This window comes from Marnyiella aurantia (assembly GCF_014041915.1).
Classification (GTDB): domain Bacteria; phylum Bacteroidota; class Bacteroidia; order Flavobacteriales; family Weeksellaceae; genus Marnyiella; species Marnyiella aurantia.
Genome location: NZ_CP059472.1, coordinates 1,534,197 through 1,556,441 on the forward strand (window position 1 = coordinate 1,534,197; position 22,245 = coordinate 1,556,441).

Annotated in this window: 21 protein-coding genes and 1 tRNA gene; 9 read left to right on the plus strand and 13 right to left on the minus strand. The window is 43.1% G+C overall.

What is annotated here, in order from left to right:
- The first annotated feature begins 18 nt into the window (after positions 1-18).
- Positions 19-1,104: an AI-2E family transporter gene (locus H1R16_RS07040; RefSeq protein ID WP_181887278.1), complete on the plus strand. Its 1,086-nt coding sequence runs from the start codon at positions 19-21 to the stop codon at positions 1,102-1,104.
- A 10-nt stretch (positions 1,105-1,114) separates the two neighbouring features.
- Complete coding sequence (locus H1R16_RS07045) at positions 1,115-1,423, plus strand: thioredoxin family protein (protein ID WP_181887277.1); 309 nt, start codon at positions 1,115-1,117, stop codon at positions 1,421-1,423.
- Here H1R16_RS07045 and H1R16_RS07050 read toward each other — a convergent pair.
- Complete coding sequence (locus tag H1R16_RS07050) at positions 1,420-2,172, minus strand: nitrilase-related carbon-nitrogen hydrolase (RefSeq protein ID WP_181887276.1); 753 nt, start codon at positions 2,170-2,172, stop codon at positions 1,420-1,422. The genes H1R16_RS07045 and H1R16_RS07050 overlap by 4 nt on opposite strands.
- A gap of 137 nt (positions 2,173-2,309) precedes the next feature.
- On the opposite strand from H1R16_RS07050, the gene rseP reads away from it, so the two are divergent.
- From rseP to H1R16_RS07070, 4 genes are all read left to right on the plus strand, one after another.
- Entirely contained in the window at positions 2,310-3,809 is a 1,500-nt protein-coding gene (gene rseP, locus H1R16_RS07055) for an RIP metalloprotease RseP (protein WP_181887275.1), read from the plus strand.
- Between the two features lie 74 nt (positions 3,810-3,883).
- Positions 3,884-3,957: transfer RNA gene (locus tag H1R16_RS07060), tRNA-Asn, on the plus strand.
- A gap of 109 nt (positions 3,958-4,066) precedes the next feature.
- Positions 4,067-6,364 (plus strand): DUF5686 family protein, encoded by a 2,298-nt coding sequence (locus H1R16_RS07065; RefSeq protein WP_181887274.1) that lies wholly within the window; start codon positions 4,067-4,069, stop codon positions 6,362-6,364.
- A gap of 151 nt (positions 6,365-6,515) precedes the next feature.
- Positions 6,516-6,695, plus strand: coding sequence for a hypothetical protein (locus H1R16_RS07070; protein WP_181887273.1), 180 nt, complete (start codon positions 6,516-6,518; stop codon positions 6,693-6,695).
- Positions 6,696-6,865: 170 nt separating this feature from the next.
- Here H1R16_RS07070 and rpmA read toward each other — a convergent pair whose 3' ends face one another.
- The 3 genes from rpmA to H1R16_RS07085 all read right to left on the minus strand — a co-directional run bounded on the left by rpmA (position 6,866) and on the right by H1R16_RS07085 (position 8,900).
- Positions 6,866-7,123 carry a 50S ribosomal protein L27 gene (rpmA, locus tag H1R16_RS07075; protein WP_181887272.1) on the minus strand — a complete coding sequence of 86 codons (258 nt, stop codon included), beginning with the start codon at positions 7,121-7,123 and terminating at the stop codon, positions 6,866-6,868.
- A 26-nt stretch (positions 7,124-7,149) separates the two neighbouring features.
- A complete protein-coding gene (gene rplU / locus H1R16_RS07080; protein ID WP_181887271.1) occupies positions 7,150-7,560 on the minus strand; it encodes a 50S ribosomal protein L21 in 411 nt (136 codons plus the stop codon).
- Between the two features lie 131 nt (positions 7,561-7,691).
- Entirely contained in the window at positions 7,692-8,900 is a 1,209-nt protein-coding gene (locus tag H1R16_RS07085; protein WP_181887270.1) for a BaiN/RdsA family NAD(P)/FAD-dependent oxidoreductase, read from the minus strand.
- A 74-nt stretch (positions 8,901-8,974) separates the two neighbouring features.
- Between H1R16_RS07085 and H1R16_RS07090 the strand changes: the two genes are divergently transcribed.
- Together H1R16_RS07090 and thiL are read left to right on the plus strand one after the other, a co-directional pair.
- Complete coding sequence (locus tag H1R16_RS07090; protein ID WP_181887269.1) at positions 8,975-9,475, plus strand: acyl-CoA thioesterase; 501 nt, start codon at positions 8,975-8,977, stop codon at positions 9,473-9,475.
- Positions 9,476-9,506: 31 nt separating this feature from the next.
- A complete protein-coding gene (gene thiL / locus H1R16_RS07095; RefSeq protein ID WP_181887268.1) occupies positions 9,507-10,559 on the plus strand; it encodes a thiamine-phosphate kinase in 1,053 nt (350 codons plus the stop codon).
- A 134-nt stretch (positions 10,560-10,693) separates the two neighbouring features.
- On the opposite strand, the gene H1R16_RS07100 is transcribed toward thiL, so the two are convergent.
- On the minus strand, positions 10,694-10,879 hold the full coding sequence (locus tag H1R16_RS07100; protein ID WP_181887267.1) for a hypothetical protein: 186 nt from the start codon (positions 10,877-10,879) through the stop codon (positions 10,694-10,696).
- 238 nt (positions 10,880-11,117) lie between these two features.
- On the opposite strand from H1R16_RS07100, the gene H1R16_RS07105 reads away from it, so the two are divergent.
- Positions 11,118-12,101: a CPBP family intramembrane glutamic endopeptidase gene (locus tag H1R16_RS07105; protein ID WP_181887266.1), complete on the plus strand. Its 984-nt coding sequence runs from the start codon at positions 11,118-11,120 to the stop codon at positions 12,099-12,101.
- A gap of 350 nt (positions 12,102-12,451) precedes the next feature.
- Here H1R16_RS07105 and H1R16_RS07110 read toward each other — a convergent pair whose 3' ends face one another.
- From H1R16_RS07110 to murD, 8 genes are all read right to left on the minus strand, one after another.
- Positions 12,452-12,898 carry a GatB/YqeY domain-containing protein gene (locus tag H1R16_RS07110; protein WP_181887265.1) on the minus strand — a complete coding sequence of 149 codons (447 nt, stop codon included), beginning with the start codon at positions 12,896-12,898 and terminating at the stop codon, positions 12,452-12,454.
- Between the two features lie 31 nt (positions 12,899-12,929).
- Positions 12,930-14,810 carry a cell division protein FtsZ gene (ftsZ, locus tag H1R16_RS07115; protein ID WP_181887264.1) on the minus strand — a complete coding sequence of 627 codons (1,881 nt, stop codon included), beginning with the start codon at positions 14,808-14,810 and terminating at the stop codon, positions 12,930-12,932.
- A gap of 45 nt (positions 14,811-14,855) precedes the next feature.
- The gene (gene ftsA, locus H1R16_RS07120) at positions 14,856-16,202 is read right to left on the minus strand and encodes a cell division protein FtsA (RefSeq protein WP_181887263.1); all 1,347 of its coding nucleotides are present in this window, start codon (positions 16,200-16,202) and stop codon (positions 14,856-14,858) included.
- Positions 16,203-16,278: 76 nt separating this feature from the next.
- The gene (locus H1R16_RS07125; protein ID WP_228451077.1) at positions 16,279-17,106 is read right to left on the minus strand and encodes a cell division protein FtsQ/DivIB; all 828 of its coding nucleotides are present in this window, start codon (positions 17,104-17,106) and stop codon (positions 16,279-16,281) included.
- Positions 17,107-17,154: 48 nt separating this feature from the next.
- Positions 17,155-18,525 (minus strand): UDP-N-acetylmuramate--L-alanine ligase, encoded by a 1,371-nt coding sequence (gene murC / locus H1R16_RS07130; RefSeq protein WP_181887262.1) that lies wholly within the window; start codon positions 18,523-18,525, stop codon positions 17,155-17,157.
- Complete coding sequence (gene murG / locus H1R16_RS07135) at positions 18,522-19,631, minus strand: undecaprenyldiphospho-muramoylpentapeptide beta-N-acetylglucosaminyltransferase (RefSeq protein ID WP_181887261.1); 1,110 nt, start codon at positions 19,629-19,631, stop codon at positions 18,522-18,524. Before murG ends, murC begins: the two co-directional genes overlap by 4 nt.
- Before the next feature lie 6 nt (positions 19,632-19,637).
- Positions 19,638-20,873, minus strand: coding sequence for an FtsW/RodA/SpoVE family cell cycle protein (locus tag H1R16_RS07140; RefSeq protein ID WP_181887260.1), 1,236 nt, complete (start codon positions 20,871-20,873; stop codon positions 19,638-19,640).
- A gap of 25 nt (positions 20,874-20,898) precedes the next feature.
- On the minus strand, positions 20,899-22,236 hold the full coding sequence (gene murD / locus H1R16_RS07145; RefSeq protein WP_181887259.1) for a UDP-N-acetylmuramoyl-L-alanine--D-glutamate ligase: 1,338 nt from the start codon (positions 22,234-22,236) through the stop codon (positions 20,899-20,901).
- Positions 22,237-22,245 lie beyond the last annotated feature (9 nt).

The window sequence follows — 22,245 nt, forward strand, 5'->3', positions numbered from 1 at the left end:
TATTAATACCCTACCGAAATGCCTAACAGAAAGCATCAGATTAGTGGCGTGAAGATAAAGCAGGTTTTCCTGATACTTATTATTACCGCTTTGCTTGCACTCATTGTAAGTAATTTAAGCTTATTTATACCTTCCCTGCTGGGTGCCGTAACCCTGTATATCGTGTGCAGGCGGTTCAACTTCTATCTTCAGGAGGACCGCGAGTGGAAACCGGTCTGGTCTTCTTTACTCATCATCCTGGTATGCGTGGTAGTTCTTGTAATTCCCGTATACCTGATTGGCGACATGATCATCGCAAAAATGGGCGACTCCAAGGAATATATGCAGAAGTTTAATGTCTTTCTGGATAAAATCCATGATTTTATTTATTCCCGCACCAAATTCGATATCCTGAGTAAAGAGAACCTGACAAAGGTCAAGGATTATGTTGGTAGAATTTCGACGTCCGCAGTAAGCAGCACCTTTAATACACTGTCAATTGTTCTGTCAATGTTTTTCATGCTTTATTTTATGCTCGAGAAGCCAAGACTGTTTGAAAGGCTCATTGGTTCGGCAACACCGCTGAAAAAAGCAAACATCAATCTTATTGCTGAGAAATTCCGGAAACTGGTTATTGCAAATGCGGTAGGCATCCCTGTTGTAGCGCTGGGGCAAGGCATTGTAGCCATGGTTGGATACTACATCTTCGGAGCCCCCAGTCCTATGCTCCTGTTTGGTCTCACAGCCGTAACATCTATGATACCAATTGTGGGTGGTGCTATGGTGTATGTTCCTGTAGGCATCTTTATGATTGCAGAAGGCGATACCACAGGCGGAGTTGGACTGCTGATCTATTGTATGATTGTGGTAGGATTAACAGATAATATTCTGCGCTTTACCCTTTTGAAAAGATTGGAAAATATACATCCCCTCAATACGGTTTTCGGCATCATTATGGGGATGAATCTTTTTGGTTTTATGGGCCTGATCTTCGGTCCTATATTAGTTTCGATGACTGTATTATTGATACAGGTGTACCGCGATGAGTTCTCAGATGATGATACTCCTGAGCTGGAATTGCCGGAACCAAAAGAAATTGAGAAAAAAATTGATTTAACGATTTAACTGTAATAAGATGTCACAAAAATTTCAGGAATTAATCCAGTCCGACAGACCTGTTCTTATAGACTTCTTTGCCACCTGGTGTGGTCCGTGCAAAGTGCAGTCTTCGGTACTTACAACTGTAAAAGATAATATTGGCGAGGCTGCCAGAATCATCAAAATAGATGTAGATCAGTACCCAGCCATCGCAGCTCAATACGGCGTTCGCGGAGTTCCGACCCTTGCCGTTTTTAAGCAGGGTGAGCTTTTATGGAAAGAAAGCGGCGTACATGATGTGAACACCCTTACAGACCTGTTGACAAAATTTGCCGGGGAAAATTAACTGTTAATACTGAAGCTGTCGCGGTCGTCCAGAAAGCGGAAATGACTGCGGAAGTCCTGCAACTCAGTCAGATCAAACTCGGCCGAAATAATATTTCCTTCTTTTGTACTGAGCTCAGTTCCATCAGCGAAAAAAGCATGTGAACTTTCGGTGTATACCAGGTCATTACCATCTGTACCTATTCGGTTAAGTCCAAAAACGCCTGACAAATTTTCAATAGCCCGCGCTTTCAGGAGGTGTTCCCACGCCGTGACCCGTTTCTCGGGCCAGTTGGCTAAATATAACGCGAGATCATAATCGTTATTATTCCGTGAAAATACAGGGAATCTAAGGTCGTAACAGACCTGAAGCAAAATCCGGAAGCCTTTATAGTTCACCACTACCCGATCCTTTCCGGCGGTGTATACTTTATCCTCACCGGAGAATGAAAAAAGGTGGCGCTTATCGTACTTCTCCCACGAACCGTCCGGCTTAACAAAATACATCCTGTTATAGTAATTACCGGCATCTTCTACCGAGACACTTCCGCATACAGCAGCGTTTTTTTCGCGGGCAAATTTCTGCATCCAGCGTAAAGTCTCACCGCTGCGGTCCGCAATCTCAGCAGGTTCCATACAGAAACCAGTAGCAAACATTTCCGGCAGGAGGTATATGTCCGCAGCAACATCTTTAAACCCTTCAACAATCTTTGTGAAGTTCTCCTTCTTATCTTTCCAGCTGATGTCCAGATTCAGACCTGATATTTTCATAAAATATAATTTAAGTTGATGCAGACTTCCTATTAAAAGCCCGATCTGGAATATAGTGAGATTTTACGCAATATCAAAAGTTTCGTTTTGGCATGGCTTTGATAATTAGTACCTTCGCAAATTAATAAAAATTTTTAATGGAATTAACGATTCAGATCTTTCAATTTATCCTCAGTATATCCATTCTGGTCATCCTTCACGAACTTGGGCATTTCCTGCCCGCCAGATGGTTCCGTACCCGCGCAGAGAAATTTTTCCTGTTTTTTGATCCCTACTTTTCACTGTTTTCCATGAAGAAAATCAACGGACAGTGGAAATTCAAATTTATATCCCAAAACCTTCCTGACACAGAAACCGTTCTTATAAACGGAGAAAGGAAAGAAGTTCCAATCAATATCGATGCACTGCCGGACAGCGACTGGCGCAAGCACCCGGAAAGTACAAAATACGGTATTGGGTGGTTACCTCTGGGTGGTTATGTTAAAATTGCCGGGATGGTAGACGAAAGTATGGATACTGAGCAGCTGAAAAAGCCTGCTGAGCCTTACGAGTTCCGCAGCAAACCGGCCTGGCAGCGTCTGATTATTATGTTAGGAGGTGTTACAGTTAATTTCTTTCTTGCCTGGTTGATCTATTCATGCCTAAGCTTTTTTAACGGCGAAACCTACCGTGACCTCAATAAATTTGAAAACGGCATCGGCGTTATGGGTTCCGGACAGAAAATGGGATTCAAAAATGGCGATAAGATCCTCAAAGTGGACGGCAAACCTGTGGACAGATATGAAACAGCATCATTAAATATCCTTTTCAGCAATGAGGTTACTGTAGAAAGAGATGGCAAGGAACACACTTTTGCTGTAGATGAAGACGGTATTGCCGAGGTAATCCGCCAGCGTGAGGCTAAACTTTACCTTACTCCGAGGTTTAAAACTGTTGTGGATTCGCTGCTTCCAAACAGTGCGGCGATGAAAGCAGGACTGCAGAAAGGTGATGAGATTGTATCCGTAAACGGAAAAAAGACGGTTTTCTTTGATGAACTCTCAGAAGAGCTCGGTAACAACAAAGGAAAACCGGTTCGTCTGGGCATTGTAAGAGCCAGCACTCCTTCGGAAGTGACTGCCAATGTAACAAAAGACGGGAAGTTAGGATTTGCATTTGATGCAAATGAACTTCAGAAATCCGACGATCTGGTTAAGGTAACCCGGGAATACAGTTTCTTTGAAGCAATTCCGCGCGGATTCACCAGAACCATTGACGCACTTACCACACAGGTAAAACAGTTCAGAATTATCTTTAATTCCAAGATTCAGGGATATAAAAGTGTTGGCGGACCGATTGCCATTGTAAAAATGATGCCTGTAGAAACAGATGCAGACGGTAGCTTCAGCATTAACTGGCCTGCCTTCTGGAGTTTTACTGCCATGTTCTCAGTATGGCTGGCCTTCCTGAACCTGATCCCAATTCCGGGTCTGGATGGCGGACATGTGATGTTTACTCTTTGGGAAATCATCACCGGGAAGCCAGTACCACAGAAAGTGCTTGAAAATGCGCAGATGATTGGGGTGATTTTTCTTTTGGGTCTTATGCTGCTGATCTTCGGCAATGATATCTTTAAAATTTTTACAGGTAAAATTTAATTTTTTCGCCGAAAAAATTTGCACTAAATTAAAATAGTACTATATTTGCACACGCTTACAGCAAAGAGCAACACTCCTCTTTAGCTCAGTTGGTTAGAGCATCTGACTGTTAATCAGAGGGTCCTTGGTTCGAGCCCAAGAAGAGGAGCAAAACCATCAGAAATTTCTGATGGTTTTTTTGTTTTTCAGTATCTGCCCACACCTTTCCTTTAGCATAGTTATTGCAAAGAGTACCATTATTTTACACCGAATTTAAAGTGAATAACACCTACTGGCCAAGGCTTTTGACAATTGCACTGCTTCTCCTTTCTTTTTATCCTGCAGCGCAGACCGATGAAAGGCAAATGGAGGAAATAGTCCTTACAAAGGGAAAAAAAGTTTATAAGAGCAAAAAGGAAAACCCCGCCTATGCAATTATGCAGGAAGTCTGGAAACGGAAACGCAACAACGGCCTGGATAAATTTGACACCTACTCCTTTCGCGAATATGAAAAAATCCAGTTTGATATGGCTAATATCGACAGTGCATTCATGAACCGTAAAGTTTTTAAGAAGCTGGATTTTATATTTGATTATGCAGATTCTGCCGCCAACGGTAATCTGGCACTGCCCCTTTTTCTTAATGAGTCTGTCTACACCAACATTGGCCAAAATAATCCTTCCAAAAGAAAGAAACGGCTCCTGGTAGCGCAGAAGACTTCCGGATTCGAGGACAACCAGATCGTTACTCTAACTGCGAAGAACCTTTACAAGGAAATCGACATTTATGACAACACCATCAATTACTTCGACATTGGTTTCCAAAGTCCTGTATCACGCGACGGGTTCAGCACCTATAACTACGAGCTTATGGATACCCTTACCCTGAACGGGCAGGAGGTTTATCACATCCGTTATGAACCACGCCGGTCTGATGTGCTGGCCTTTGAAGGGCAACTCTATATTTCTACAGATCATTACGCCGTGACACAGGCCACGCTTCGTTCTACAAATAAAATGAGTGTAAACTTCGTGAACGGCATCTTTACCGAACTGGAATACGATAACCCCAACGACAGCACCTTTCTTCCAAAAAAATACCGCACGGTGCTGGACCTTTCTGCTTTTTCCAAAAGTAAAAACGCCAAAAGCCTTACCGCCACACGAAGTGTAGACTATACGGACTATAAGTTTAACCCTGCCCTGTCCGCTGTCGACTTTGAAACAAAAGAAGCCGAACTGAGTGAGGATTTTATCCGTAAAGATGACCAGTATTGGGAGGCCGCACGTATCGACTCCTTAAACCAACAGGAAAAAGGAATTTATGAAATGCTGGAAAAACTGGAAGAGACTCCCCGCTTCCGCCGGATCACCAAAACCTACGAAACATTTGCCTCCGGATATTATAATGTGGGAAAGGCTGTTGATATAGGCGATTTGTACTCCATCTACGGTAATAATGAAGTGGAAGGCCACCGTATCCGCCTGGGAGGCCGCACGTATTTTTCTCAGAACGATGACTGGCGCATTCAGGGCTATGGCGCTTATGGTTTCAAAGACCGTAAGTTTAAATACGGTGCAGAGGCCAAATACATGTTCAATAAAGTGAACCGGTTTACCATCGGCGCAGGCACCAGAAGGGATGTCATGCAACTGGGTGTACAGCTTACTACGGACGACGGAATCATGTCCCGCAGCTTTGCCTCGTCCTCTGTATTCGGAAGGGGTGAGAACGCCTCTTTAAGCTCGGTAAACCAAACGAATGTATTTGTCGCTATTGATCCGCTGAAGAATTTCACAGTGAGGCTGGACGGCACGCTACAAAGTATAAAATCGGCCAATGAGGAAGGATTCAACCTGTATTATCATGATAACGACGGCATGCTGCGTAAAACAGTAAATGATTCCCATGTTACCCTCAGCCTGATTGCAAGACCCGGTGCTAAATTCTCGCAAACCGGTGTGGACCGGTACGAGCACAGTACGCTGGCTCCAACCATCGTGGTGAAATATACCCGCGGGCTGGAAAACGTATTCAATGCTGACTACGGCTATAACAAGCTGCAGTTTATGTTTTTTAAGCCGATGCTTATCGGAAGCTGGGGAAAGTCCTTCATCAGCCTGGAGGCAGGAAAGAACTTCAATGCGGTACCACTGGCGCTTCAGAATGTAATTCCGGGAAACCAGTCGTACAGTTTGGTGGCCAACACCTTTTCACAGCTTAATTACTATGAATTTGTAGCTGATACGTATACTACAGGACATCTGGAACACCACTTCAACGGGAAGATTCTGTCATTTATTCCTTTGATTAAAAAACTTAAACTGCGGGAAGTGGCATTTATCCGCGGCGCATACGGCACCCTTAGTGAAGCTTCAAAAAACATTAATGTAGAAGGCTATAAATACTCGGCACCGGACCGTAATATCTACTATGAATACGGCTTCGGCATTGAGAATATAGGCTGGGGTAACCTCAGGTTCCTGCGTGTAGACTTTAACTGGCGGGGGAATTACCTGAACAATCCTAACATTGAAAAGTTCGGAATCAAAGCCGGAATACAGTTCTTTTACTAGATTATTATTTCCGAACTCCTTTAAATCAGCGACTTACAACTTATATTACTTATATTTAACTGCAGAAAACTCATTCTGGCACGATTTTAAGTCCTTTTAGCTTCAGAAGGTCAAAAGATCTTTATTCACAGAAATGACTGCAACTACATATATGAAACAGATAGTAAGGATGATTCTGCTGGGAGCTGTAACAGTGCTAACGGGAGCAGGAATAATGGTCCGCGGAACGGAGGAGAGTGGGTTTATGTACAATACAATAATGGCGGTGGGAATGCTGATCATGGCCTATGCCTTCTTCCTCCTTTACGGCTTCAGACGCCGTAAGGCATAGCATTTCATATTTAAAAAAGAATATTTTCCGGCTCATAAATGGGCTGGATTTTTTATGCCTTCTAATCCTCCCGATAATTTAACGAAATCAATATCAACATGTAAAAAAATCCCCGACTCATTAAGAATCAGGGATTTATGTTTTATGCCGGTAAAACCGGAACGCTTTACTTATGCGTTAGGCTCAATAGATACAAATGATCTGTTGTTTTGCTTCTTTCTGAAGACAACCTTTCCGTCTACAAGTGCATGAAGAGTGTGGTCCTTACCCATACCCACGTTTTCACCCGGGTGGTGCTGAGTACCTCTCTGTCTTACAATAATGTTTCCGGCAATCGCTGCCTGTCCTCCGAAAATCTTTACACCCAGTCTCTTGGAATGCGATTCTCTACCGTTTTTGGAACTACCAACTCCTTTTTTGTGTGCCATTTTATTCTAAGGTTTTTCGGTTTAAATTATTCAGCTGTTGCGCTGTCGTTTGTTGCTTTAGCTTCTTCAGTTGCTGCAGCTTCTTTTTTTGCTTTAGGCTCAGCTTTCTTCGTCTTTTTCTCACCTTCGAAACCAGTGATACCGGTTACGATGATTTGAGTAAGCTGTTGTCTGTGACCGTTCTTTTTAGCATAACCTTTTCTTCTTTTCTTCTTGAAGATGATTACCTTGTCCGCCTGAACGTGGTCTAAAATTTCGATATCCACTGTGATACCGCTTACAGCCGGGGCGCCTACTGTTGTTGAACCGTTTACGGTAAGAAGAACTTTATCAAAAGATACCTTGTCTCCTTTTTCACCTTTCAAACGGTTTACAAACAACTTCTGGTCTTGCTCAACTTTGTATTGAAGCCCTGCTATTTCTACAATTGCAAACATTGTTTATAAATTTATTGGTTGTTAACTATATATTTGAGTGTGCAAAAGTAATAAAATTTTCTGAATAACAAGACTTTGCACTGCAAATTCAGCCAGTTAAAAAGATAAACTGCAAAGTTCTTACTCCATCATTACTTACTGTTCAGATCCTGAGCAATCAGCCAGGCCTCACTCCAGCATGCCTGGAAGTTAAATCCGCCCGTCACACCGTCAATATTCAGCACTTCACCGGCCAGATAAAAGTCCGGCAGAATGCGTGAGGACATATTCTTGAAATTAATCTCCTTCAGTTCTACACCACCGGCCGTTACAAACTCGTCCTTATAGGTAGATTTGCCTGTGACCTGCATCCTGTTTGCGCAAAGGTTTCCGGTTATACTTTCCATGTCTTTACTGCTAAGGTTGGAGATGTTCTTATCCAAATCTACTTTGGAAAGCCATAGGACACGGTGCCAGAAGCGTGTGGTTACATCAAAGATTTTTGAAGCACCAACTGTTTTCTTAGGATTCTCCTTCCGGTAAGTCTGAAGTATATTCGCTGCATCTTCGGTGTCCATACCCAGGAAGTTAACCACGATTTCGGTTTTGTAGCCGCAGTCAGCAAGCTCCCTGGCTTTCCACGCAGAAATCTTAAGGACCGCCGGTCCGGAAAGTCCCCAGTGCGTAATGAGCAGCGGTCCGGATTCATCGGCCTTAAGCGACGGAATTGCAATTCCGGCATTGGGAAAACTAGTACCCATGAGATCTTTCAGCAGTTCATTTTTTATGTTGAAAGTAAAAAGCGAAGGAACAGCCGGCACCAGTTTATGACCCAACTGCTGAATCATCTTCAGCGATTTTGGCGCACTTCCCGGCGCGTATATTATATAGTCTGCAGAAAAACTTCCGTTGGTGGTGGATACTTCATATCCATGCTCATTTTGCTGAATGTTCTGCACAACGGTTTTCGTAAGAATCTCAAAACCTTTTTTATTCACGGTCTGCAGAAGTGCATCTATGATTGACTGCGAAGAATTACTTTTGGGAAAAATACGGTTATCAGCCTCAACCTTCAGGGCAACGCCCCGCTGTTCAAACCAATCCATGGTATCGCCCGGCTGAAATTTGTGAAAGACACTGATGAGTTCCTTGTTCCCGCGCGGATAATAACCTACAAGTTCTTTTGGGTCGAAGCAGGCATGTGTCACATTGCAGCGGCCGCCACCGGAGATCTTGACCTTCTGCAAAACATCTGAATTCTGTTCCAGAATCTTAACCTGAAATTTCCTTTCGTCCAGATTAGCCACACAAAAAAAACCGGCTGCACCGCCTCCAATAATAATGACTGATTTCTTATCCATATAGCACGGCAAAAATACGATTTTTAGAACCCACCTTTTAATCGTAAATTTGAGGCCCTAAATAACAGATAAAAATGTCCGTATATCATCATAAATTTGAAGTCCGCTGGAGCGATATTGATGCCAACCGTCACCTCGCCAATTCGTCTTACGTAGAGTATTGCGCCCAAACCAGAATGTCCTTTATGTCTAAAAACAGAATGGGCCTGAAGGAGCTGAACCGGTGGGGAATAGGTCCCGTAATCCTACATGAAAGATATTCCTTTTTCAAAGAAATCCTGTTGGATCAGCAGGTTTATGTAAGTCTGGAGATTGACGGGTTTTCCGAAGACGGAGCCATTTACCAGTTCCTGCACAAATTTTATCTGCCGGATGGCACTCATTGCGCTACCTCGGAAGCTTTTGGTGTCTGGATTGACATGATGCTGAGAAAATCCACCACGCCACCGGATGATATCCTGGAGGTGCTGACGAAGTACAAATCCGAGAATCATAAAATATTCACGCGCGAAGACATCAAGGCACTACCTTTCCGTGCCGAAAACATTGATCCTGCTCTCTTAAGTTCCATCTAATCCGGAAACCGGATCATCAAACCCAGACATTATGCTAGAAGATAAAAATCCACAGTTAACGCCCATTTCACAGTACGGTGAATTCGGACTGATTAAACATCTGACCGAAAACTTTAGTTTCCGCAATGAATCTACAGAGATTTCAATTGGTGATGATGCTGCAGTGATCGACCCGCAAGGTCAGAAAGTGGTGATTACAACCGATGTTCTGGCAGAAGGCGTACATTTCAATCTGGGTTATGTTCCTTTGAAGCATTTGGGCTATAAGGCAGTAGCGGTAAACATCAGCGACCTGGCAGCCATGAATGCCACGCCTACACAGATACTGGTTTCACTGGCCATATCCAACCGTTTTCCGGTGGAAGCACTGGAAGAAATTTATGAAGGAATCGCGCTGGCCTGCGAACGCTATAAAGTAGATTTGGTGGGCGGCGATACTACAAGTTCCACGTCGGGTTTGGTGATGAGCATAACCGCGATTGGTCTGGAGCATTCTGAAAATCTGGTAGGCCGTACGGGTGCCAAAGCGGGCGATTTACTTGTCGTAACCGGTGATTTGGGCGGTGCCTATATGGGTTTACAGATCCTGGAGCGTGAACATTCCGTATATCTGGCCAATCCGAATATGCAGCCCGAGATGGAAGGCTACGATTATATCCTGCAAAGGCAGCTGAAACCGGAAGCCCGCACGGACATCAAGAATACCCTAAAGGAATTGGGCGTACAGCCAACTTCCATGATTGATGTCTCAGACGGACTTTCATCTGAAATCCTGCATCTTTCTGACCAAAGCAAGGTAGGTTTCAGGCTTTACGAGTCCAAAATACCGATGGATCCTTTAACAATGACCACCGCGGATGAACTCAACCTTAATCCGGTGATGTGCGCACTGAACGGTGGTGAAGATTTTGAGTTGCTGTTTACAATTCCGGCGGCTGATTATGACAAAATTAAGAATCATCCGGACTTTACCATTATCGGCCATGTAACTCCGGTGGAAGAAGGAAACTATCTGGTTGCGGCGGGAAGTAACGAACTGATTGCACTGAACGCCCAGGGCTGGGACGCATTTCTGAACAGATAATTATTTAAGGTTTTTGACCTTAGCATGGATTATAAATTGCCGCTGATACATGCTGAAAGTCAGGAGGGTTTTCTCAGCGGGGATAGGTGCAGTTGCTTATTATTTGGTATAAACTGATATACCTTTAACTAAATTTAATATTTAATAAAAATGCCAACAATAATGCCTAGCGGAACCAAAAAAAGACCAGCATAGCTGTTCTTGGCATCTTCCACTTGTGGATTAGTATTATAGGCTTCTCCCATTTTTTTTGAGTTAAGATTATAAATAAAAATCCATCTTATAAATGCGCCAAATGCGCCAAAAACAAATCCCACCATATCATTCGTTTTGATCCTAATTGATTTATCCCCGCTGCGCAAAGTCCCCACGCTGCGCAAAGTCTCCTGACTTTGAGCCTTTCCAAATATCTTCTTGCTCGAAAGAACATGAATGATTTAATCCTTTTAGTAAAAAATTAAAAAATTGTACTGTATTTAAGGGAACCACCAACTATTTCAAACAGGTTTTGTAAGAGCCGGCTTTGATCAAAGATAATGATTTATGAAATGTTAAGAAATGAAATTTGCTCAAAGTCGGGAGACTTTGCGCAGCGGGGAGGGGGCGCTATCGGTAGTTCACATGGAAAAACTATATTTACAAACTGCCAAAAAAATAGACCACTTACCCCAGATAGACACAATTATGTTTAATAACAAAAAGAATAATTATCTTCTAAAAATTGGTGCAGGAGTTTTTTTCTGCACCAGTATTTTATATTCTCTTATTAATTATTACGATGAAAGATTATTTGAAAGTACAGATAAGATTGGTGACCTAGACTCTGTTTATTCTGTAATATTCTTCATCTTATTAATAGCACCTGTATTTGAAGAATTGGTTTTCAGAGGATATTTTTTAAAAAATAAAATTTTTATTTTTATCTTTTATCTCGGAGTAGCATTATCTATCTGGATGACAGGAACTTATTATAGTTTGATTTTGCTTTTAATAATAGGCCTCTTAGAATTCGGCTTAAAAATAAAAAAACATTCTAGAATAATGTTTTTTTTAAATGCTTTATTATTTTCATTGGTTCATTATAAAATTTCGGAGTTTACAAACCTTTACAGTATAGTGCCAGTATTTTTTCAATTCAGCCTAGGATTAATATTGATTTGGATTGCGATTAACTATAACCTATATAAATCAATGCTTTTTCACTTTTGTATTAATTTTTTTATTATTGGAAGTCTTATTGCAGCTCTACAGTTTCCGGATTCCAATATAGAGGTTATACAACACGATGAAACTGTTTTAACCTTCCAAAAATCACCCATTTTTTCATCAAAAAATGGCATAACGACCAATTCTGAAATTACTTCAAATGGCAGTACAATAAGAGAGTTTGCAAACACAGCAAAAGTTCCTAAAAATAATTATTCAATTAATGATAGTTTGCGGTTTTTCAGGTATAATTTAAAGATAAAAAATACGAAAGGAGGTAAAATTGAAAGTAAAGAAGCAGAGAATATTCTAAGAAAAGCAAAATTAATTGAGTGATAAATATTTGAATGCCATTTCAAATTCCTTTTACGCATGCTGACTGCCAACTGTGCGCTAAATGTCTAGACTATTGAGCCATTATCATTGAACATACAATTATCGGTTTCCCAATTCCCAACGCTGCGCAAAGTCTCCTGACTTTGAGCCGCTCATTCATCATAGTTGTTATATTTTCAAAACTTATTCCTGTTCAACACTTACCAAATCTGCACTATAAATCCATCGCAGGAAAATTAATCTGTCGAAATTAATAAAAAACCCGGAGCGGCAATGCTCCGGGTTCAAATCAAATCGATATGCAAAGGTTGGATATCCTTAATAGTGCGGATTACAAAATCCGAGGGCGGTTAGGAAAGCAGCTTCTTCACCGTTTCTGAAATACTCTTACCGTCAGATTTGCCGGCAAGTTTTTTGGAGGCCATTCCCATTACTTTTCCCAAATCCTTCATGGATTCAGCACCAGTTTCGGCAATGATACTGCGGATCTCCGTCTCCAGTTCTTCAGCCGAAAGCTGTTTTGGCAGAAACTGTTCAATAACCTTCATCTGCGCAGTTTCAACGTCAGCAAGGTCCGTACGGCCCTGCGCTGAGAACTGTTCGAAAGAGTCTTTCCGCTGCTTAATCATACGCTGGAGGATAGCAATTTCCTGCTCTTCTGAAACCTCAGCACCTTTTGCCTCGGTTTTCAGCAGTAAGATCTGCGCTTTTACGGCGCGCAGGGAGTCCAGGGCTACTTTGTCCTTTTCGCGCATTGCGGTCTTTATGGCTTCTGTAATGTTGTGTTCTAAACTCATTTTAATTGATATATAAGTTAAACAGAAGGGCTTAATCTACGTCCTTGTTCAGGAATCTGTTCTCGCGAACCTGCATCTGCCCGCTGCTGTTTTCAGAAAGATAGGTATTGATTCTGTGTTGCGACGCATCTGTAGTTTCAATTGAGATATTCTTTCTTTTGAAGGCAGGTACTGTTTCGAAATCATTTTCACTTTCGGAAACCTGATAACGGGAATTAAATTCCTTCAGTTTATTCCTTCTTTCGAATACCTTATCCTGATTAACGGTCTTGTTTATGAATGTAAACTCTTCTTCCACCTCAACCGCGGGGATTTCAGGTGCTTTGGCGGATGGAACTTCCGCTGTTTCTTCAGCTTTAATTTCTTCCTTAGGCTGAACCGGTTCCGGCTTAATTTCTTCCTTAGGCGTGCTGAAATCTGCTAAGGTTTCATTAATCGGTTCGTTTACGAAAAAACTGAACTCCATTGGCTTTTCCTCACTGAAGGATTTAATCTCCGGAGTTCCGTAAGAAGCATCGGACTGAGCCGGATTCGGTCTGTCTTCAGTTTCAAACCTGAAAGACTGTGCCTGAAGGTCGGCCTGGTTGGCAGCATTGTCATCAATGGAAAAAAGATCAAAATCTTCCTCTACCTGAGCATCTGAGCGGTAATCATTTGCCGGCAGTTCATCCTTCTCGATAATCCTGAATTCGTTACGCGGAGTAGCCAGAGTCTGTGGTGCCGCCTGCATATTTATGCCGGAATTTTGGTCCTCATCTTCCTGATCCAGTCTGAAAAAACCCTGAGAAGAAACCGCCGCCGGTGTCTCGCTGTCCTGTCTTTCATTTCTCAAACGGAAGGGCGACTGCTTTGTAACGGAAACTTCGTTTACATCTTCAAGCTTGATGCTTATTTTTTCGGCAGGGCCCGTATTTTTTTTGTTGTCATTGGCAAATCCGGTCGCGATTACAAGTACCTTGATGGCTGCGCCCAGTTCCTCGTCTGTTCCTACACCAAAAATGATGTTGGCGGTATTGCCGGCTTCGCTCTGGATATAATCATTAATAAGACCTATTTCGTCCATTGTCGCTTCGTTGGCCTCTTCCATACCACTTTGAATCAGCAGAAGCACATCTTTCGCACCGGTGATCTTGTTATCATTCAGCAGTGGGGAGTCCAGTGCTTTACGTACAGCTTCATCAGCACGTTTCTCGCCGGTAGCGATACCTGTGGACATCAATGCAGTTCCGGAGTTCTGCAGTACTGATTTGGCATCACGGAAGTCAATGTTAATGGTAAACGGAGCCGTAATAACCTCTGCCATACCTTTGGCAGCGTTGGTAAGCACCTCATCCGCTTTGGAGAAGCCCTGCTTGAAGCCAAGGTTACCGAACTGCTGTCTCAGTTTATCATTGTTGATTACAATAAGTGAATCTACATTGTTTCTTAGTTTTTCCAGACCAAGATCTGCCTGATCCAGACGGCGGCGGCCTTCAAAACTGAAAGGAACGGTAACGATACCTACTGTAAGAATGCCCATTTCCTTCGCAATCTTGGCGATTACAGGAGCCGCACCGGTTCCGGTACCACCACCCATACCGGCAGTGATAAAAACCATTTTGGTATTCTGTCCCAAAGCCGCTTTAATATCGTCAATGCTTTCTATAGCTGCTTTTTCACCTACATCGGGATCTGCACCTGCGCCCAGGCCCTCGGTAATTGTTACACCTAACTGAACTTTATTGGAAACGGGATTGTTATCCAGGGTCTGTGCATCTGTATTACAGATGATGAAGTCTACCCCGTGAATCCCCTTCTCGTACATGTGCATAAGGGCATTATTACCACCGCCACCAACGCCGATTACTTTTATTATGGAGGAATTTCCTTTCGGTAAATCAAATGAAAACCCCTCAGTGCTATAATTTTCCATAACTGTTTGTTTTTTATATTGAAGTTAATCGAAGATAAAAGTTGCTTACTCTACCTCTTCGAAGAATTTTTTTACTTTTTCCATTAGTGACTGCCCGAACGTCAGGTTTTTCCTCTTTTTCTGCACAGTTTGTTCCTCAGCCGCAACCTGTGCCGCTCCCAGTATCATATCCGTTTCCGGTTCTGCGGTTTTCTCCTCAATCACCTCTTCAGGCATACCCGCCTTTTTATCGCGGATCTTCAGACTTTCCATAAGCAAACCGATGGATGTTGCATATTCCGGACCTTTAAGATACTGATTCTTATCGTTGGCAACATATTCATTGGCAAATCCGATGCGGCTGTCGAAACCGGTAATGAAATTAGCAAGCTGTCGCAGGTTCTTAAGATTGGAACCACCTCCGGTAAGAACTATCCCTGCGATAAGTTTTTTCTTCTGTTCAAAAGCTCCATAAGCCTTCAGTTCAATATTCACCATTTCCAGGATTTCCTCTACGCGCGCACCGATGATTTCGGCCAGCGTACGAAGGGAAATTTCCTTATCCGGGCGACCGTGCAGTCCGGGAATGGTTACATAGGTGCTTTCCTTTTCCATATCGGGAAGTGAGGAGCCAAACTTCACCTTAAGCTGCTCGGCATGCTTCTCGATGATAGAGCAACCTTCCTTAATATCGTCTGTAATTATTCCGCCGCCGTATGGAATCACACAGGTGTGACGGATAATGTTGTCCTTAAATATAGCAATATCAGTTGTACCGCCACCTATATCTACAATTGCAACACCTGCTTCTTTCTCTTCTTTCGTAAGCACAGCTTCGGATGATGCCAGAGGCTCAAGTGTAAGTGCTTCCATTTCGAGTCCGGCTTCTTTCACACATCTTGCGATATTGCGTATGCTGCCCATCTGGCCAACAACAACATGAAAGTTAGCCTCCAGACGCTTACCGTGCATTCCTACAGGCTCGTGGATCTCGCCTTCGCTGTCTACCTTATATTCCTGCGGAAGAACGTGAATGATCTCTTCACCCGGAAGCATCACAAGTTTTTTCACCTGCTCTTTAAGTGCGTCAATATCGTCCTCACCGATAAATTTATCGGGGTTTTCCCTCATTATATAGTCGGAATGCTGCAGTGACCGGATATGTTTTCCGGCTATACCTACGGTAACTTTCTTAATTTCCACTCCGGAACTTGTCTGGGCTTCTGCCACCGCTGCGCGTATGGAGCTGATGGTTTGTGAAATATTGTTCACGATTCCCTTATGAACACCCAAACTTTTGGCCTTTCCTACTCCCAGAACTTCAATTTTTCCGTGAGTGTTGCGTCGGCCTACGATCGCAACAATTTTTGTTGTCCCGATATCGAGTCCTACTGAATACTCTTGATTTTCCATTATTTGCCGATTTGATTTTTTCTACTTTTCTCTTTCACTATTTACTCTTGCCCTCCACTCAGACTTTCTTAACCACTTACCGGACTGTTGCCGTGCCGGAGGTTCGCTGTGCCCGCTCTGCAGCATATTTAACCAATTCCTTGCTGGAAGCGGTAATCATGCTGTCATTCTTTCCGTAACCCGGATTCAGGGTGGTTACAATCTGGTTATCATATTTTACAGAAACCCGGCTGTACTTTTCCGGTTCCTGGAACACCAGGAATTTTTCCACAAATGTCCGGAAGCCTTTAACTTTAAGTTCTATTTTTTCCAATGAACCAAGTTCCACCCTATAGTGACCATCACTTGTAAGCAGGTTGTAATCTCCGCCTTCCTTTGCGATGCCTATAAAATATTTCCGGCTGAAATCATCTTTCTCTATTTTCTTCACCAGCTCTGCTACCTGCAGATATTCGCTGCGTTTCACATCGCCCTGCACCAGCATTGTGGGATGAGAATATATTTTGGACAGGGGGAATTCATTCCCTTTTCTGTCTACATAAAAGTTTTCGCCACCCCTGTTCAGTCTGAAGGCAGGCACGCGCTGCATGATATCTACATTCAGAGCGCCGTTCAGGTTCAGATAAACATTGGCGCTGTCCACCGAGGGGAAATTATTTATCTCCTTTTCCAGTGCAGGAATATCAATATCGCCGATTTTCCGGGAAGGATTTGCCTTCCGTATAAAATCCATTACGTTTTTTTCGTCGATGAAGTATACCTTCTCCAGGCCTTTTGGATAGACCATGTTAATGGATACATTTTCCATAGGCGCATTATTGAAGCGCTTCAGGGAAAAGCTGAGCAGCAAGCCGAAAATGATTACGGTTGCCAGAATCTTCAGAAGTCTCCATTTTTTTTTCATATGCTTATTCCCAGTGGAATCAATCCTTATAAAAAGGTTTTCAATTTTTTAGACATTTACATCCTCAGTTTGAGACAGCCATGCCACAATCGGGTCATACAGCGTATCTATATTTCCGGCACCAACGGTAAGCAGGATGTCAAATTCTTTTTCTTTTATCTTTTCTAAAGCCGCTTCAAGACTGCTAACTTCTTTTGCTTTTGCCTGTACTTTATCAGCCAGCCAATAAGAAGTTATACCCGGAAAATTCTCCTGAATTTCGCGTGCCGGATAAATGTCCAACAACATTAATTCGTCTGAATTTTCAAGACTTCTTGCGAAATCATCAGCAAAATCACGGGTGCGGCTGAAAAGGTGCGGCTGGAAAACTACCAGCAGCTTCTTTGTAGGGTAGAAAGTCCTGATTGAACCTATCACCGCATCCAGTTCCGTGGGATGGTGTGCATAATCGTCAATGTAAATCCTGCCACTTTCAAAAAAATGCTTGGTATAGCGTCTTTTAATGCCTTTGAACGAAGCAATAGCCGATTTCAGGGTATTAAAGTCGACTCCTAAACTGTGCAGCAGTGCGATTGCAGCTGTAGCATTTTCCACATTATGTATCCCTGGTATTTCCCAAACAAAATCCTTAACCACTTCTGTGGGCGTATGGAAATCGAAATAGATCCGGTCCCGGTCCATCCTGAGGTTATCTGAATAATAATCTGCAGGCTCATTAACTGCATAGGACTTACCAGTCCTTCCAATATCTATTCCTTTACGCACAAACAGGTGATCATTATCCGGAACAAGGGCTCCAAACTGCCGGAATCCTTCTTCAATCGTCTCTCTGTCGCCATAAATATCAAGGTGATCCGCATCCGTAGATGTGATCACAGCCCAGTCGGGTGACAGTTTCAGGAAACTGCGGTCGTACTCGTCTGCCTCTACAACAGAATATTCGTTTCCGTTAAAGAGGAAATTGGATTTAAAGTTCTCTGCAATACCGCCCAGGAAACAGGAGAACGGCAAACCGGCCTCTTTACACAGATGTGCAATCAGCGAGGAGGTTGTAGTTTTACCATGGGTTCCTGCAACTGCCAGACAATTAGTCTCGCGGGTAATTAAACCGAGTACCTCAGCCCGTTTAAGTATAGTGAAACCATTTTCCTGAAAATAATTCAGAATCCCAAGCTGTTTGATGGCTGGAGTATAAATAACCAAAGTAGACGCTTTGTGGATCGTCTCAAAACCGGCGTCAACGATGTCTTCAAATGAAATCTCAACGCCTTCCAAAAGCAAAGCTGTTGTTAATTTGGTGGGCGTCCTGTCATAACCCAGGACGGTTTTGCCCGAAGCCTGGAAATAACGGGCCAGGGCACTCATCCCAATGCCGCCAATTCCTACGAAGTAGAAGTTTTGATACTGATCTACATTCATATTTTCAGGGTTTTAAATATTTCATCTACTATCTGTACTGTCGCTTCAGGTTTTCTGAAAGCGTTCATATTCTTACTCATCTCAGTGCGCAGTTCTGGATTTTCGCACATTTCGAGAAGCGTAGTCCAAAAAAGTTGGTTCATTTCGTTATCCTTTACCATTTTGGCGGCCTTCACAGCGACCAAACTCTCAGCATTTTTTGTCTGATGATCTTCTGCCGCAAAGGGAAAGGGCACTAAAAGAACGGGTTTTCCTGCAATGGCAAGTTCCGAAATCGCAATAGCTCCGGCACGTGAAACAATTACATCGGCCGCTGAATAAGCCAGGGCCATTTCGGCAATAAACTCATGAAGCTGTATCTGAGAACCCGTGAGGTTATTCAGCTGCGCATCTTTCATCAGATCGCTGTAGCCCGATTTACCGGTTTGCCAGATTAACTGGAAATCTTTCTTTAGAAGTTTATCAATATTCTTTTTCCAGGCCATATTCAGTGTGGCAGAGCCCAGTGAGCCGCCCACAGACAGAATTGTAAGTTTATTAGGGTCGAGGCCCATTTTTTCCTTTGCACTCTTTGTCTCCAGAAGACCATCTACAATGGTCTGACGTACCGGATTACCGGTGAAGACTGTCCTATCCTGCGGGAAACCGTTTACGTTCGGGTAAGCTGTGAAAACTTTTTTTGCTTTTCCACTAAGGATCTTATTCGTAATCCCTGCGTGGGAATTCTGCTCCTGTATAAAAACCGGTACTCCCAGGCGTGAAGCCGAGAACAAAGCCGGACCACTGGCAAATCCTCCCGTTCCTACCGCGAAATCCGGTTTGAAATCCTTCAGGATCTTACGGGTTCTGCGTAAACTTTTCAAAACTTTAAAAGGTAAGCCAAAATTGGAAAGTAAGTTCCCACGGTCTATACCGGAAATATCGATTCCCTGTATAGCATAGCCTGCCTGCGGAATTTTCTCCATCTCCATCTTACCGTTCGCACCAATAAACAGAAAATCAGCATCCGGAAACCGCTTGCGGATCTCATCGGCAACAGCAATGGCCGGAAAGATGTGTCCACCTGTTCCGCCGCCGCTTAATACTATTTTCAGTTGTCTGGTCATATACGCTTATGCAATATCATTAATTTCTTCAATGCTCTGTTTCTTGCCCATCCCTTCTTCATCAAAAACCTGGATTCTTGAGCTCACGTTAAGTACCAGCCCCAGCTGTATATAGGTTACCAGCATGGAGGTACCACCATAACTGATAAGTGGCAAAGGCTGTCCGGTAACCGGAATAATATTTACGGCCACGGCTATGTTTACTGCCAACTGCACAAAAATCATTATTCCCATTGCGAGTACGAGCAGCGAGCCGAAGAATGCCGGCATTTTACTGGCGATCATTACGATCCGTATTATAATGATCAGATAGAGTGCGATGAGAAATGCAGCCCCAAAAAATCCGTATTCTTCTACAATGATGGCAAAGATGAAATCCGAAGCAGACTGAGGCAGCATTTGCTTAAGTGCACTTTTGCCCGGCCCCATTCCTGTAATTCCGCCATGGACAATTGCTGCTTTGGCCTGCATCACCTGGTAGTTCTTGGCTTTATCACTTTCGTCTTCAATCTGGGCACCCTGTTTAGAGTTCATGAAAACCTCTACACGGCTCATCCAGGTATGTACCCTGTTGCCGCCAATGAGGTTGGTATTCAAAGCCACCATGATGAAGAGGGTAATTGCAACTATTGAGGTACCAATGAATCCAGCGATATACTTCCAGTTCAGCTGCCCGACGATAAGAACCGCTACAGACACGATAAGTATCATAAGTGCTGTAGACCCGTTGTCCTTGCCTACCAGAAGCAGTACCAGAAGTATGGAGCCAAAAATGTAAAATATGTTCTCTATGGGCAGCCGGTCCCGCTTTATCTTTTTCGTTAGATACCGGCACAGATAGATAATAAGCATCAGATAAGCGAATGAAGAAGGCTGGAAGGAAACCGGCGTTCCTGGAATCTTAAGCCAGCGGGAGGCACTGGCACCGTCTATAGTCTGGCCGGTAAACATGGTGATTCCCAGCAGGCCGATGGTTACTACCAGAAGTCCACTGCTCAGCTTGCCTATGACTTCATACTTTATCATGCCCACCATGCGCATGATTACAAGGCCTATAATCACAAAGAACATATGCTTGATCACGTGACTGGTAGTAGTCCCGTTGTTTACGATATACTCCAGATTAGAACTGGCTGAATATACCGGGAATATGGAAAAGACAGAAATCACAATAATAGCCATCCAAAGGACTTTATCGCCCTTAAGAAACTCCTTCCTGCTTTCTGCTTTTAATTCGTTCATGACTTATACTTTTGTTTAATGCTGATCAAATAGTCACTTTTTGCAATACTTCTTTTTTGAACTGATCACCCCTGTCTTCATAGCTATTGAAGAGGTCGAAACTTGCACAGCACGGTGACAGAAGGACTGTATCTCCTTTTTGTGCAACCGATCTGCTGATTTTGATTGCTTCCTCCATGCTCGAAGTATCGTAAATGTGATCTTTCTTGCCCTGGAAAAAATTGATGATTTTCTCATTATCCAGACCCAAGCAAATAATAGCCGATACCTTTCTTTTTACCAAATCTTCAATTTCGGTATAGTCATTTCCTTTATCTACGCCACCTACGATCCAGACGGTAGGCCCCTTCATGCTCTCCAGCGCGTAATATGCCGCATTTACGTTTGTTGCTTTGCTGTCATTTATATATTTAACACCATCAACTTCGGTTACTAGTTCCAGCCTGTGCTCTACAGCCTGAAAAGTCATCAGTGAGTTTCTTATACTTTCACTGGTAATATTTAATATCTTACCGGCGAGTGAGGCTGCAAGACTGTTAGCTATATTATGCTTGCCGATCAGGGACAGTTCGTCAATCTTCATTGAGAAGTGATCCTGCATTTTCACATAAATCTTATCCTCATCGGCATACGCCCCCGGTTTTACCTTCTCTTTCAGGGAGAAAGGCAGCTTTTTGGCTTTAATCTCAAGTCTTTCCAGCAGGTTCAGGCTCATTTCATCATCACGGTTGTAGATGAAGAAATTATCATTCTCCTGATTTTCGGCGATACGGAACTTCGCAAGCGCATATTCTTCGTAATTATAGTTATACTGGTCCAGGTGGTCCTGACTCAAATTCAGCAGCAGGGAGATATAAGGTCTGAAGTTCTGGATGTCGTCCAGCTGGAAAGAGCTAACCTCTAGAACATAGTATTCATGGTTTTCATCTGCCACCTGTTTTGCGAAGCTTTTTCCGATATTACCGCCCAAACCGACATTCATATTGTCATTCTTCAGAATATGGTAGATCAGAGAGGTAGTTGTAGTCTTTCCATTACTACCGGTAACCGCGATGATCTTTGCACTTGTAAATTCTGAAGCAAATTCTATTTCGGATGAAAGCCTGATGCCTTTTTCGTTAATCCTGACAATCAGATCGGCTTTCTTAGGTATTCCGGGAGATTTTATAATCCAGTCTGCCTGCAGAATGCGTTCTTCATCATGGTTCCCTTCTTCAAATTCAATATTGTTTTCTGTAAGGATTGCTTTATACTCGTCCTTGATGATGCCTTTATCCGACAGGAATACGTCCAGCCCTTTTTTCATCGCCAGATACGCTGCTCCCACGCCGCTTTCGCCACCTCCTAAAACAACTATTTTCATCTCTCTTTC